At 40.8% G+C, this 12,975-nt stretch carries 13 protein-coding genes; 6 read left to right on the top strand and 7 right to left on the bottom strand.

Annotated features, from left to right (window positions below):
- Positions 1–194: 194 nt before the first annotated feature.
- The 3 genes from ABDZ97_RS06815 to cls form a co-directional block, all read right to left on the bottom strand.
- Positions 195–989: an SDR family oxidoreductase gene (locus ABDZ97_RS06815; protein ID WP_343785843.1), complete on the bottom strand. Its 795-nt coding sequence runs from the start codon at positions 987–989 to the stop codon at positions 195–197.
- Positions 990–1,000: 11 nt separating this feature from the next.
- Positions 1,001–1,810, bottom strand: coding sequence for a 2,3,4,5-tetrahydropyridine-2,6-dicarboxylate N-succinyltransferase (locus tag ABDZ97_RS06810; RefSeq protein WP_343785841.1), 810 nt, complete (start codon positions 1,808–1,810; stop codon positions 1,001–1,003).
- A gap of 95 nt (positions 1,811–1,905) precedes the next feature.
- Entirely contained in the window at positions 1,906–3,348 is a 1,443-nt protein-coding gene (gene cls, locus ABDZ97_RS06805) for a cardiolipin synthase (RefSeq protein ID WP_343785840.1), read from the bottom strand.
- 127 nt (positions 3,349–3,475) lie between these two features.
- On the opposite strand from cls, the gene ruvX reads away from it, so the two are divergent.
- Entirely contained in the window at positions 3,476–3,886 is a 411-nt protein-coding gene (gene ruvX / locus ABDZ97_RS06800) for a Holliday junction resolvase RuvX (RefSeq protein WP_343785839.1), read from the top strand.
- On the opposite strand, the gene ABDZ97_RS06795 is transcribed toward ruvX, so the two are convergent.
- Positions 3,883–4,743 (bottom strand): OmpA family protein, encoded by an 861-nt coding sequence (locus ABDZ97_RS06795; RefSeq protein WP_343785838.1) that lies wholly within the window; start codon positions 4,741–4,743, stop codon positions 3,883–3,885. The two genes, ruvX and ABDZ97_RS06795, sit on opposite strands and share 4 nt — an antisense overlap.
- Before the next feature lie 144 nt (positions 4,744–4,887).
- Here ABDZ97_RS06795 and ABDZ97_RS06790 point away from each other — a divergent pair, with 144 nt between their 5' ends.
- A complete protein-coding gene (locus ABDZ97_RS06790; protein ID WP_343785837.1) occupies positions 4,888–5,460 on the top strand; it encodes a TMEM175 family protein in 573 nt (190 codons plus the stop codon).
- Here the strand turns inward: ABDZ97_RS06790 and ABDZ97_RS06785 are convergent, their stop codons facing one another.
- Positions 5,461–6,327 carry a nucleoside phosphorylase gene (locus tag ABDZ97_RS06785; RefSeq protein WP_343785836.1) on the bottom strand — a complete coding sequence of 289 codons (867 nt, stop codon included), beginning with the start codon at positions 6,325–6,327 and terminating at the stop codon, positions 5,461–5,463.
- 132 nt (positions 6,328–6,459) lie between these two features.
- On the opposite strand from ABDZ97_RS06785, the gene murQ reads away from it, so the two are divergent.
- On the top strand, positions 6,460–7,275 hold the full coding sequence (gene murQ / locus ABDZ97_RS06780) for an N-acetylmuramic acid 6-phosphate etherase (RefSeq protein WP_343785835.1): 816 nt from the start codon (positions 6,460–6,462) through the stop codon (positions 7,273–7,275).
- Positions 7,276–7,315: 40 nt separating this feature from the next.
- On the opposite strand, the gene ABDZ97_RS06775 is transcribed toward murQ, so the two are convergent.
- Both ABDZ97_RS06775 and ABDZ97_RS06770 read right to left on the bottom strand, forming a co-directional pair.
- Positions 7,316–9,088 (bottom strand): SulP family inorganic anion transporter, encoded by a 1,773-nt coding sequence (locus ABDZ97_RS06775; RefSeq protein ID WP_343785834.1) that lies wholly within the window; start codon positions 9,086–9,088, stop codon positions 7,316–7,318.
- A 92-nt stretch (positions 9,089–9,180) separates the two neighbouring features.
- Complete coding sequence (locus ABDZ97_RS06770) at positions 9,181–9,846, bottom strand: DUF2490 domain-containing protein (RefSeq protein WP_343785833.1); 666 nt, start codon at positions 9,844–9,846, stop codon at positions 9,181–9,183.
- A gap of 254 nt (positions 9,847–10,100) precedes the next feature.
- Between ABDZ97_RS06770 and ABDZ97_RS06765 the strand changes: the two genes are divergently transcribed.
- The 3 genes from ABDZ97_RS06765 (at position 10,101) to ABDZ97_RS06755 (ending at position 12,924) form a co-directional block, all read left to right on the top strand.
- Positions 10,101–10,970: a hypothetical protein gene (locus ABDZ97_RS06765; protein WP_343785832.1), complete on the top strand. Its 870-nt coding sequence runs from the start codon at positions 10,101–10,103 to the stop codon at positions 10,968–10,970.
- Positions 10,963–11,313 (top strand): hypothetical protein, encoded by a 351-nt coding sequence (locus tag ABDZ97_RS06760; RefSeq protein ID WP_343785831.1) that lies wholly within the window; start codon positions 10,963–10,965, stop codon positions 11,311–11,313. Before ABDZ97_RS06765 ends, ABDZ97_RS06760 begins: the two co-directional genes overlap by 8 nt.
- Positions 11,314–11,508: 195 nt before the next feature.
- Positions 11,509–12,924: an MBL fold metallo-hydrolase gene (locus ABDZ97_RS06755; protein WP_343785830.1), complete on the top strand. Its 1,416-nt coding sequence runs from the start codon at positions 11,509–11,511 to the stop codon at positions 12,922–12,924.
- Positions 12,925–12,975 lie beyond the last annotated feature (51 nt).

Below are 12,975 nucleotides of genomic sequence, written 5' to 3'. Positions count from 1 at the left end.
GTAGTGATAGTAAAAGGGTTGGAGGGTGACAAAAGTCACCCGGGTAACTATATGTAGTGATGGAGGTCTTTTATTGATTGAAGTGTAGTAAATACAGAGTGACTGGTAATCAATGGGTAACCTACTGTAAAGGTGCTGTGCAAAGAAGTGAATCTTAACAAATACTTAACATACTGAAATGTTTAAAAGGTGTATCAGGTTGCTTTTTGATTGCGGATTATTTTCCAGAAAAGTTTGGGGAAAAATCGTTTGAGTGTTACCGCTTTAATTTCTTTATTCCCAACCAGAATCTCGATTTTGTTTTTCTCTACAGCATCCAGAATGCGACGGGCACATTCTTCGGCAGGCATTCCCGTTTCCTGATTGTGATCCATTACTCCGTGCGCTTGTCCATCAGTGTTTAAGGCACGGGTCGAGATAGGGGTATTAATTTTACCGGGATAGACTAATGTCACCCTTATATTGTTTTGGGCTTCTTCCAGTAACAAACTTTCGAAAAAACCCTGAAGCGCATGTTTGGAAGCAGCATAAGCTGAGCGCAGATAAAAACCGAATTTTCCGGCAATGCTTGAAATCGTTACGATGTGCCCCGATTTTTGTTTTCGGAGCACCGGGAGAATGGATTTGGTCAAAGCAATGGTTCCGAAGTAATTGATTTCCATTATTTTCCGATCTACATCAAGAGGAGTTTCTCCGGCTTCCCCACGTTGGCTGATACCACCGTTATTAATGAGAATATCAATTCGTTTGTATCTGGATACAACCTGAGAAACAAGACCAGTGTAATTACTTTGATCTTCAAGATCCAGGGGAAGCGAAAAATGTCTGTCCGGTTCTGGCAGACTCAGCCTTACTTCTTCGAGTGTTTCTATAGAACGGGCGGAGAGCACAACAAAGGCACCTCTTTCTGCACAGGCCCGCGCCAAAGCCAGACCAATTCCGGAAGAAGCTCCGGTTATCCAAACTACTTTTTCAGAAAAATCACTCATGCCGTGATGAATTAAACAGCTACATTATGTTCGCGAAGCGCATCATTAAGCGAAGTCTTCAAATCTGTACTTTCTTTTCGTTTTCCGATAATCAAAGCACAGGGAACCTGGTAACTTCCTGCCGGAAAATCTTTGGTATAACTTCCCGGAATCACAACACTTCTGGCAGGAACAACCCCTTTCGTTTCAACCGGCTCGTTTCCGGTTACGTCAATAATCTTTGTCGATTTCGTCAATACAACGTTGGCGCCTAGTACAGCTTCCTTTTCAACACGAACGCCTTCGACAACAATACAGCGTGAACCAATAAACGCATTATCTTCGATAATAACCGGGGCAGCTTGTAAAGGTTCAAGAACACCTCCGATTCCTACACCTCCTGAAAGGTGAACATTCTTTCCGATTTGCGCGCATGATCCGACAGTAGCCCATGTATCTACCATGGATCCTTCGTCAACAAATGCACCGATATTAACATAAGAAGGCATCATAATTACGCCAGGAGCAACAAAAGCACCATAACGTGCAACTGCATGAGGAACAACACGTACACCTAATTCTTTGTAATTGGTCTTTAATTTCATCTTGTCATGAAACTCGAAAGGTCCCACTTCGATCGTTTCCATCTTGCGAATAGGGAAATACATGACAACAGCTTTCTTGACCCATTCGTTTACAATCCAGCCTCCGTTTCCGTCTGGTTCTGCAACGCGGATTCTTCCCTTGTCTATTTCTTCAATTACATGTTCAATCGCTGCAATTGTTTCTCTTTCGGATAAAAGGGAACGATCTTCCCAGGCTTTCTCTATAATTGTACGCATAGTATTCTACTTCAATTGAACCCCAAATATACTAGATTGTTGCCAATTTCAAAGGAAACAGAGAAGAGGGAAAGCAAAATCCGGCAGGAGTGTTTTTATAACAGGGGAGAGATCAGCCCGAAGAATTTCTCAGCTACTTTTCGACCATAGGGTCTGTTTTTCCATTGTGTATAATCAATTTCGTCCGCAGCAGTCAGGTCGTTTTCGAATGCATCGACAAGTTTTTGGGTAAATTGTTGATCAAAGACCAGCGCGTTTACTTCAAAATTAAGGTCAAAGCTTCGGTGATCAAGGTTGGCAGTTCCTACTACGGATAATTCGCGGTCACATACCATCGTTTTGGAGTGGATAAATCCTTTTTTATACCTGAAAATTCGAATGCCTCCGGCTAACAATTCTTCGTAATGGGATTTCGCAACGGCATTGACAACTCGTGAATCAGAATTATAGGGGACAAGTAATGTGATTTTTACTCCGCGTAAAGCAGCCATTAATAAAGCACGGATAAACTCCTGTCCCGGAATAAAATAAGGAGTTGTGATCAATAATTCTTTCTGAGCAAGATGAATAATCTGAAGAAGGCTGTAGAGAATTCCGGGGTGTTTGGAGTCGGGACCGGAAGCAGTAATCTGAACCCATGTCTTTCCGGGAAGTGATTCATTGAAAGGTACAAAGTAGTCGGAGTTTATTTGAAGCGATTTTCCTGTACAGAAATTCCAGTCGGCAATAAAATGGTGTTGTAACTGAAGCACAGACTCTCCAGTTATTTTTACATGCGTATCCCTCCAGAATTTAGATTGATCTGTAGAATTAATATATTTATCACTGATATTGATACCCCCGATAAAAGCCGTTTGCCCATCAATAATCACAACTTTCCGGTGGTTTCTATAATTCAGTCGGTTGGCAAGAAAAATGAACCGGATTTTATAAAACGGATAGGCTTCAACTCCGTTTTCCCGTAAGCGGGGAACAATATTCTTACGTATATCACTACTTCCGAAATCATCGTAGATAAAGCGTACTTCTACACCTTGACGGGCTTTTTCGATCAGGATATCAGCAACCTGATTACCAATGGTATCATTCTCATAAATATAATATTCAAGGTGTATATGTGACTGAGCTGCTTTCAGGCAACGAATAAGTTCCGGAAATTTCTCTTCTCCGTTAATAAGCAATTGTACTTCATTATGCTGAGTCAGCAGACTTTGATCATTTTTGAAAAGTAATTCTGTCAATCCTTCATACCTTGGATATTCGTTGTGAAATAGAGGTGTGTTGGTTTCACGGTATTCTTTGATCTTTTGGTACAGGAGAGCTGCCTGCTGCTCATTTCGGATTACTTTTTTCGAATACAGAATATTCTTCCGGTAATTCAACCCGACAGATAGATAAATAATAATTCCAATAACAGGAACGAGAATGACCAGGATAATGTAAGCAGAAGCCTTAACAGAAGACGAAGTATCCAACAGTATTTTTGTACAAATGAATAAGGTTAGTGCGATATAGAGTAATTCAAGAAAGAGTAACATTTAGCTTGTGCTTCTTTTAATGATTTAAGGCAATGCTTATAGCTAAAAATACATTTTATTTTTTAGATGTGATTTTCGGAGATTCGATTTTGTAAATCCATATACAAAATACGTACTTTTGTAGGGTATGCCACGATTATTAGCACTGGATTACGGAATGAAGCGGACGGGAGTTGCCGCAACAGATGATTCGCAGATTATTGCCAGCGGAGTTGGAACCGTTCTGACGGCTGATTTATTTGATTTTCTGTCGGATTATCTGACAAAGTACAAGGTGGAAGCTCTGGTGGTCGGTGAACCCCGTCGTCTGAATGATGAGCCGACACATGCTACCGGACTGGTGCACAGTTTCGTAGAGAAGTTTAAGAAAAAATTTCCGGATGTTCCTGTTCATCTCGAAGATGAGCGATTTACTTCAAAAATGGCATCACAGAGTATGTTGCAAATGGGGTTGAAAAAGAAGGACCGTAGAAAAAAAGAACTGGTGGATGAAATCAGCGCGGTACTGATTCTTCAATCTTTTATGGAATCACATTAGATAAAGGCAAAATCAACTCGACGATTGAGTTGCATCCCTTCCCGGGTTGAATTGGGAGCAACAGGAGAGCGTTTCCCCTTAAAATCAATACGTACCCGATCTTCTCTGAGTCCCTGATTGACAAAGAACTCTTTAATCGCTTTAGCTCTTCTTTCGGATAAACTCATATTATAGGCATCGCTTCCGTCTCCATCGGTATGACCGGTAACCTGAATACGCAGATCGGAGTGATCCAATACGATTGCGGCCATTTTTTTTAGGTATTCATGATATTCGGGGCGAATTTCGGCTTCATCGTAATCAAAATAGATGGGCGTGAATTTGAAATTCTTCCGTTCCAGCTCCCGGATATGCGGAGCTTTTTTCCCTTTCATCAGGTCGTCAATTAACATTTTTGCCCAGGCATGAGTCAGACTGGGGACGTCTGTTTCCGAAAAATCATCATGGGTTTTTATCAGGATTACTTTCCCCGTAAAATGCCTGCAATCACTTGATGTATATGTTCCTTCGAGGTAACCGGTAATTTCATTGTAATGCAGATCAAATTTTAATCGGCAAAAGTTAAACGTGGTTGTTGCTTTTTTTTTCGTTGTAACGAACTCTTCCAGATGAATTTGTCCGCCCTTGTTAGAACCTCGTACCTTTTTAAGAGCATAAAAATCAGTGTCAAACACTTCGTTTCGGGTACTCCCGTCAATTTTTTCTCCTGATGCGGTAAGTTTCAGCCAAAGTACACTTCCGCTTGAATACGCTTGTCCTTCTGTGAAAAGAATTCCTTTCCATGTTCCGTCAATGAAAAATTGAGAGAACCCGGTGAATGTCCAGCATATAATAAGTATACTCAGAAAATGTTTCATCTGTTTGTCTTATTCGTATGGAAGCAAAAATAGTTCCAAAAAAGCAGCATAAACTTCTCTGGTAGAATGGTAAATGATATTTTTCTATCTTGTAATCATTTAAATGAAAGCAAAGTGAGTGCAGGTCGATTTTTGAAAAACCAAATGAAAAAAGGTCGTTTGGAGGCGTTTAGTGATGGTGTTCTGGCCATTATTATAACTATTATGGTTTTAGAAATGGAAATTCCTTCAGGAGCTGATTTTACGGCCTTAAAAGAAGTTTTTCCGGTATTCTCGGCGTATGCGGGAAGCTTTGTGTATTTAGGGATTTATTGGAATAACCACCATCATTTATTACAAGTAATAGAAAAAGTGACAGGCGGAATTTTATGGGCAAATCTGAATTTACTTTTCTGGCTTTCCTTGTTTCCTTTTGCTACTGCCTGGCTGGGTAGTAATCACCTGGAAGAAGCTCCGGTGGCTTTATACGGGATTATTCTTCTGTTGGCAGCAATAGCGTATAAAATACTGGTCTATTTTGTTGTGAAAAATGAGGGAGAGAACTCTTTAGTTGGGAAATATCTCGGGAATGACAAAAAGGAAATCGTTTCGATTTTACTTTACGGTGTAGGAGTGATAGCCGCTTTTTTCGAACCGGTAATCAGTTATTGTATGTATATACTGGTGGCTGTCTTATGGTTTATTCCAGACACTAGGATTGAAAAACACCTGGAGTAATCAGATTTCACCTAATACAAAACCAATTAATTCCTTCATTTCGGTATGGTATTCACTCAGGAAGTCTCCGTTCGGGCGATTGGCAATGGCTAAACAAACGGTTGTCGCTCTGTGTCCAAGAGCTTTTGAAAGTGCAAAAAGCGCCGAACTTTCCATTTCGAAGTTGACAATATGTTTTCCTTCGTGTTGGAAATCCATCAGACGTTCGTTGAGATCAGGTGTTCGGAGGGGTAAACGTAGTTGTCTTCCCTGGGGACCATAAAAACCACTTGCAGTCACAGTAATTCCCCGTTTGATTTTCGGATGATTTTCGATACTTTTTGTAAGCGCTTCGTCTGATTCGCAAAAGTATGGACGGATGGAATCCGGTAAGCTGATATGCTTTTCCAAGGCTTCCCGGAAATTGTTTTCCGCCTCAGAAAAAGGAATGTTATAAAAGTGAGCTACGTTATCCAGTCCTACAGCACCCTCTGAAAGAATATAACTCCCGATGGGAACATTCGTCTGTAAAGCTCCACAGGTTCCGATACGGATAAAGTTAAGCGATTTCTTCTCCGTTTTTTCTTTCCTTTTTTCAAGATCAATATTGACTACGGCGTCCAGTTCATTGAGGACAATGTCTACATTGTCTGTACCAATTCCGGTCGATAGAACGGACAAACGTTTACCGTTATAGGTTCCTGTATGACAGATAAATTCCCGTTTTTGAATCTGGTGTTCGATTGTTTCAAAGAAAGAAGATACCAGTTCTACGCGAAACTGATCACCTACGAGAATAATTGTATCACTTATTTGCTCCGGACCCAGATCCAGGTGATACACTTTTCCCTCTGATAAAACCAATTCTGACGCGCGTTTTTCCTCCATAACTTCTGTAATGAGCTTTAAAGGTAGAGAAAATTGAAAAAAGCGAATGAGAATAGGCAAAGAATCTTTGTTTGAAGAAAGGAACCGTGAATTGAGAAGTATTTTAATATTTTTACCACAAAAGAACAAACGATGCGTATTACAGAGTCTGATAGTTTACACGATAACCTTGAAAATCAATCCGTAAATGAATTACTTACCGGGATTAATTCGGAAGATGCTAAAGTTCATCAGGCAGTTGCCGAACAAATCCCTTTCATAGAAAAGTTCATAACGGCAGCACTGGAAAAGATGGAGACCGGAGGCAGATTGTTCTACATCGGAGCGGGAACAAGTGGACGATTAGGGATCGTAGATGCTTCGGAATGTCCGCCGACGTTTGGAGTTCCGCACGGACTGGTGGTGGGAATTATTGCCGGGGGAGATGCAGCGATTCGAAAAGCAGTTGAATTTGCCGAAGATGATACTACCCAGGCCTGGAAAGATCTGGAGGCCTATAACTTTTCTGCTAATGATGTGCTGGTTGGAATAGCAGCTTCTGGTTCTACACCGTATGTTTTAGGAGGAATTGAAAAAGCAAATGAAATAGGAGCTGTTACCGGGGGAATTACCTGTAATCCGGGGAGTAAACTGGCAGAACTGGCAAGTTTTCCCATGATTCCAGTTGTTGGACCAGAGTTTGTAACCGGAAGCACCCGGATGAAATCAGGAACCGCCCAGAAATTAGTATTGAATATGATTTCCACTACTTTGATGATTAAGCTGGGGCGGGTAAAAGGAAACAAAATGGTGGATATGCAGCTCTCCAACAATAAACTGGTAGATCGCGGGGCAAGAATGATTGTTTCGGAAACGGGCGTGGCGTATGCGTATGCTGCTCAAATGCTGGAAGAGTTCGGTTCGGTGAGAAAAGCTGTTGAAGCAATTATAAAGGAAGATAAAAAGTAAGAAGGCAACCTGAGCTGCCTTCTTGTATCATTTGCTTATTTTAGTGTCCGGTAGACGATTCGTCAAATTTCTTTTCACTTTGGAGTGCATACGGGCTGAGTTCTTGTATACTTTCCGGATTAATTTTATTGTCAAAGAAATCTACAGCGGTTGCATCATCTGTAAAGACATGGTCAGCTCCAATACTGTGGATGATACCCCAGGTGTGAAGAATGTCCCGTATAGGGCCTCTTGTTCCCGAAATAGAAGTATTGAGTCCTGCTGTTTTCCACATGCGTATCCATTCGTCCAACTCATGAGCTCCTGAACTGTCAAGAGACGTAACACTTTCCATATTCAGTACAATCGTCCTGAGCGTATTCTTTTTGGAAAGGACAAGGCGGTCTATTTTTTTCTTGATAAAATCAACGTTGGCGAAATAGATGGGACCGTCAATTCGAATAACAACAACATCGTCACGTTTTTCAAGATTTGTGAAACGTTCGACATTTCGGTAATACTTTGTTCCGGGAACTTTTGCCAGGATAGCGATATGAGGGCGGGAAGCTTTATAAATAACAGCCAGCAGAGAAAGGATCATCCCTGAAATAATTCCGGTCTCAATACCCAGTGTTAGTGTTGCAATGAAAGTAGCCATCAACATCAGGAAGTCCATCTTATCGTTTTTCCAGAGTGTTTTCGGAGTTTTAAAATCAATAAGTCCAGATACAGCTACTAATACGACAGCAGCAAGAATAGCATTCGGTAGATTATAAAATAAACCGGTGAAGAACAGGAGGGTAAGAACGATCAGAACAACACTGATGATGGAAGCAAGGGCTGTTTTTGCTCCTGCCTGATCATTTACGGCAGTACGTGAAAATCCCCCTGTTACCGGATAACCTTTGAAGAACGCTGCTCCGAAATTTGCCATTCCCAAACCGATTAATTCCTGATTCGCATCCAGTTTATAGTTTTTGTGTTTTCCATGAATGGTTTTGGCTACAGCATAACTTTCTGCGAAACCAACCAATGAAATAGTCAGTGCGATAGGAAGAAGAGTGCTCCAAACAGACATATCAAAAGAAGGAGATGAAAGAGTCGGTAATCCGGAAGGAACATCTCCCAAAACTTTAACACCTGATTCGGTAAGATTTAAAAAGGTAACGGCCAAAATTCCGAATACAACAGCAATCAGAGGAGTAGGAAGACTTTTATGTATTTTTTTACCATACTTAATAATAATAATACCTACGATACCTATTCCGAAAGTAATCCAGTGAATATCACTGATATTCTGAGCGATGGCAACAACCGTATCCTGAATGTGTTCGGTTCGTGGTAGCTTAATCCTGAAAAGGTGTTTTACCTGACTCAAACCGATAATGATGGCTGCCGCAGATGTAAAACCATTGATAACCGGGTGAGAAAGAAAGTTTACCACGAAACCAAATCGGAATAACCCGAGCGCAAACTGGATCAGTCCGACAAGAAAAGCGAGTGTAAGTGCCAGCATCAGATATTCTTCAGGTGAAGATGGGTTAAGTGTGCTGATACTGGAGGCTGTCAACAAAGAAACCATAGCGACAGGACCTACAGCAAGCTGACGTGATGTTCCGAAAATCGCATAAAGTAATAAAGGAACAGTAACAGCATACAGCCCGTGAATGGGATCTAAACCTGCCAGCATTGCATACGCCATTCCCTGAGGAATCAACATAATTCCTACTGTAAGACCTGCAGAAAGATCACCGGAGAGATTCGATTTGTTGTAATTAGGCAGCCAGTCAAAGATTGGCATGTATTGTTTAAGTGTGTTTGCGATTTTATTCATCGTCAGCATCTTTTTTGGTTAAACTGTGTTTTGATGATGCAAATTTCGCGCTATTGTAACCTCTTCACAGTGATTAATATCACACAAGATAATTAATTCCAGTTTGTAAATACCGATATCTGAAATTGAGGGCGGTGATCGGTTTGATAAACCTGAGCCATTGCTCCCGCTTCAATCTTTACACGATCGGTTATAGAATACCCCAATGCTCCGTATAAACGATTCCTGTCAAAAACGGTTCCTTTTGTATTGATAAAAATCTCATTGTAAAGACTTAGATAAACTGCATTTTTTACAATTGTTTTTTTGTTAAACGGAATAGCAATTCCAAGAAAATAGCGAATACGGAATTTAAAATCATCTTTCAGGAAACGTTCTTCAAAACGATAACGGTGACTGAGTGCTATTCTCCCCAGTTTATGTTTATGGTTGTATTGTTGATACAACCGGTGTTCATGCGAACGTGTTTTATCATGGGTAGAATCCGTTGGTTGTATGCCCGAAAGGATATACCCATATCCGAGGAGAACATTATCATTATTGGGTGTCAGATTATACCCCACGCCATTTCGGATCATTAGTTGTTCCAGACTTCCCCGAAAGTCCCATGCGCGGTATTGAATCTCATTGTGTAGTGTGAAGTTTTTTGGCAGATTGACACCCTGAACGTAGCTTACCCAGGCGCCCCAATCGGTTTGTTGTGCAGTAGAGAAGAGTACGATTTGTAAAAATACGGTGATAGCAACCAGCTTTTTCATGTCATGGAAATTTTAGTGTAAATAATAATAAGCGTACAAAGTTAACAGAGAAGAACGAGTTCGAATGGTACTTTAGTTACAAAGAGTAGAAATAATCTGGTAAATACTGGATTCCCGATTCGTACATCGTCCAAAACATTTGGCTGTTCCTTTTCCTTTTTGATCCTGATCTTTTACCGGGAGCTTATTTTAATTCATTATATTCGAGGTGAATATGACGTGAGGTAAGCTACTTTTTGTTAAAAACCAACCGAATGAAATATGTAATTAAGATCACAGTCTTTTTATTTATGGTGTCTTGCGGATCAGCCAAAGTTGCTGAACTGGGAAGTGAAACTGCCAAAAAAGGAGAAGAAGTTTCACAGCGCGCTATCGATTTGTACCGATCGTTGAGTAAACAATCCGAAATAGAAAAAGCGCAACGGGATCGGGTTAAAATACTAACAAATCCGAATCCCGCTTCCATGACAATTCCGGATACAAAACCGCAGGATTTTTCGGAACAAATAGAGAAGCGCATTATAGCTTACCGTCAATTGCTTGAAGCGTATGAGTATTTCGAACAGTTGACGGATAAAAAATACAGTGAAAAAACAGAGGAGTTAGGAGGTGCATTGCAAGAGAGTTATAATGCGCTAGAACAACTTCCGGATTTACCGGATGAGGCGGCTTCCAAACTAGGGAGTTTGTTAAAAAAGATTACAGAGGCTTCTCAGGCAAAAAAGATAAAAGAGCACAGTCTGGTTTTCCATCATTTAACGGAAGTATACCATATTCTGTGGGAGAAAGAGAAAGCCATCTGGAATGCCTACCTGGATCGTGTGTATGACGATTATATAGCGGAACTAAACACGGTTAAATCACAACGGTATGATGCGAAGAAAATTCTGGAGCTATATGATTTTCCCTATTCCGATGAGGCCGTCATTATTTTATTTTACCGGTTGGAACAAAGAGAAAAGATTGTCGCTCATAAAAAGGAACTTGTAGAACAACTGAATGATGTTGGGGAAATGTTGCAGGAGTTGAGTACGGCACATGAAAAACTGGCCGAGAAGAAAATAACTGTATCTGACATACTACAGGCTTTGAAAGAAATCGAAAACTTACTGAAAGATGAATAATGATAGAGAAGAACTATTGAAGATAGCATTGGCAGGGGCAATCGGAGAATTCAGTACCAACCGGGCAGCTATTCTGGAGCTTGCATTTGCGAGTGGCGGACAGGAAGCTGTTCAGAAGTTAGAGTCTGAGTACGATGTATTGCGCGATGCTTATTTTGAAATCCTCAAACGACAATTGGACCGGAATAACCATTTATATGGACAGTTAATCAAAGCAGCTAACGAGGAGGTCGAAAATTTAAAGACGAGTATCAAACAGGTAAATAACATTAATGACATCATTCAGCTGATCTCTACGGTCATTAATCTGGTAGGACGAATTTTGATCGTTCTGGGTATATAACCTGATCTTTTATACACCAGATAACCGGAAGTAACCTATTTCGGTTAAATTAATATGCTTCTGTAAATTAGGTAGTTTCTGTTTATTCGTGCGCTCGAAAATGAGTTGTGTGACAAAAGTAACTGTAGGGACTGTGAAGTATCCCGAACTTTGCATCGAAAACAATTTTTCTAAACACAATTTAAACGAGTAAAAATGAGAGTAGAACAGATCTATACAGGGTGTCTTGCGCAAGGAGCATACTACATTGTATCCAATGGTGAGGCAGCGATAATAGACCCGCTTCGTGAAGTAAAGCCATATATAGAATTACTGGAAAAAGACGGAGTGAAATTAAAATATATTTTCGAGACGCATTTTCACGCAGACTTTGTTTCCGGTCACATTGACCTAAGTGCGGAAACCGGAGCACCGATTATTTATGGACCTAATGCTGCCCCTGAATTCGATTGTATTGTTGCAGAGGACAATCAGGTATTTGAGTTGGGAGCTGTAAAAATTAAAGTTTTACATACGCCCGGACACACCATGGAAAGTACTACTTACCTGTTGATAGATGAGAACGGAAAAGATCATGCTATTTTCTCAGGAGATACCTTATTCCTGGGGGATGTAGGACGTCCGGATCTTGCTCAGAAAGCAGCAAGTATGACGCAGGAGCAATTAGCCGGACACTTATACGATAGCCTGATGACAAAAATTATGCCTCTGGCAGACGATGTAATTGTCTATCCAGCACATGGTGCAGGATCGGCTTGCGGTAAAAACATGATGAAAGAAACGGTAGATACGCTGGGGAACCAGAAAAAAGTAAACTACGCGTTGAATCAACCCAATAAAGAAGCTTTCGTTGCTGCGGTTACGGATGGTTTGCTTCCTCCTCCTGCCTATTTCGGAGCGAACGTAGCAATGAATAAAAAGGGATACCGTAATGTAGATGAGGTGATTAATCAGGGTATGACAGCTTTGTCTCCTGAAGAATTCGAAACAGCAGCAGAGTCAACGGGTGCTTTGATTCTGGATACGCGTTCCAATGGTGAATTTGCAAAAGAATTCATCCCGCAGTCAGTAAACATAGGAATTAACGGAGACTTTGCTCCCTGGGTAGGAGCCATGATCGGTGATGTGAATCAACCATTGTTACTGATAACAGACAAAGGAATGGAAGAAGAAGTGGTAATTCGTTTGAGTCGTGTAGGGTTTGATAATGTATTAGGATACCTGAAAGGGGGAATCGAAGCATGGAAAACCGCCGGAAAAGAAACGGATCAGGTAGATCGTATAAGCGCGGAAGAGTTCAAAGAACGTTTAAAAGTAGGTGAAAGCGTTGTCTATGATGTGCGAAAAGAAAGCGAGTACGAAGCTGAACACGTTGAGGAGGCATACAGCAGACCGTTGGCTTCTATTAATGACTGGATCAAAGACATTAATCCGAAGGAACACTTCTTTGTACACTGTGCAGGAGGATATAGAAGTATGATTGCAGCAAGTATTCTGCAAGCAAGAGGATACCGGAATTTTACGGAAATAGAAGGAGGATTTAAGGCGATTGCCGAGACAGGTGTACCTAAAACGGATTTTGTTTGTCAGTCAAAAGTAATGAAAGCATAACAGGAAAAAATGGAAAGCCGGAGGAATTTATCCGGCTTCCCCAACCAACAT

The organism is Wandonia haliotis (genome assembly GCF_039523435.1).
GTDB classification, from domain to species: domain Bacteria; phylum Bacteroidota; class Bacteroidia; order Flavobacteriales_D; family Crocinitomicaceae; genus Wandonia; species Wandonia haliotis.
Note: the sequence above shows the minus strand (reverse complement) of the source record. Positions and strands in the feature narration are given on the sequence as shown.

Excerpts from the sequence above, each read along its gene's own strand:
- ABDZ97_RS06815 (WP_343785843.1), bottom strand. The coding sequence starts at position 989 with ATGAGTGATTTTTCTGAAAAAGTAGTTTGGATAACCGGAGCTTCTTCC.
- ABDZ97_RS06810 (WP_343785841.1), bottom strand. The coding sequence starts at position 1,810 with ATGCGTACAATTATAGAGAAAGCCTGGGAAGATCGTTCCCTTTTATCC.
- cls (WP_343785840.1), bottom strand. The coding sequence starts at position 3,348 with ATGTTACTCTTTCTTGAATTACTCTATATCGCACTAACCTTATTCATT.
- ruvX (WP_343785839.1), top strand. The coding sequence starts at position 3,476 with ATGCCACGATTATTAGCACTGGATTACGGAATGAAGCGGACGGGAGTT.
- ABDZ97_RS06795 (WP_343785838.1), bottom strand. The coding sequence starts at position 4,743 with ATGAAACATTTTCTGAGTATACTTATTATATGCTGGACATTCACCGGG.
- ABDZ97_RS06790 (WP_343785837.1), top strand. The coding sequence starts at position 4,888 with ATGAAAAAAGGTCGTTTGGAGGCGTTTAGTGATGGTGTTCTGGCCATT.
- ABDZ97_RS06785 (WP_343785836.1), bottom strand. The coding sequence starts at position 6,327 with ATGGAGGAAAAACGCGCGTCAGAATTGGTTTTATCAGAGGGAAAAGTG.
- murQ (WP_343785835.1), top strand. The coding sequence starts at position 6,460 with ATGCGTATTACAGAGTCTGATAGTTTACACGATAACCTTGAAAATCAA.
- ABDZ97_RS06775 (WP_343785834.1), bottom strand. The coding sequence starts at position 9,088 with ATGAATAAAATCGCAAACACACTTAAACAATACATGCCAATCTTTGAC.
- ABDZ97_RS06770 (WP_343785833.1), bottom strand. The coding sequence starts at position 9,846 with ATGAAAAAGCTGGTTGCTATCACCGTATTTTTACAAATCGTACTCTTC.
- ABDZ97_RS06765 (WP_343785832.1), top strand. The coding sequence starts at position 10,101 with ATGAAATATGTAATTAAGATCACAGTCTTTTTATTTATGGTGTCTTGC.
- ABDZ97_RS06760 (WP_343785831.1), top strand. The coding sequence starts at position 10,963 with ATGAATAATGATAGAGAAGAACTATTGAAGATAGCATTGGCAGGGGCA.
- ABDZ97_RS06755 (WP_343785830.1), top strand. The coding sequence starts at position 11,509 with ATGAGAGTAGAACAGATCTATACAGGGTGTCTTGCGCAAGGAGCATAC.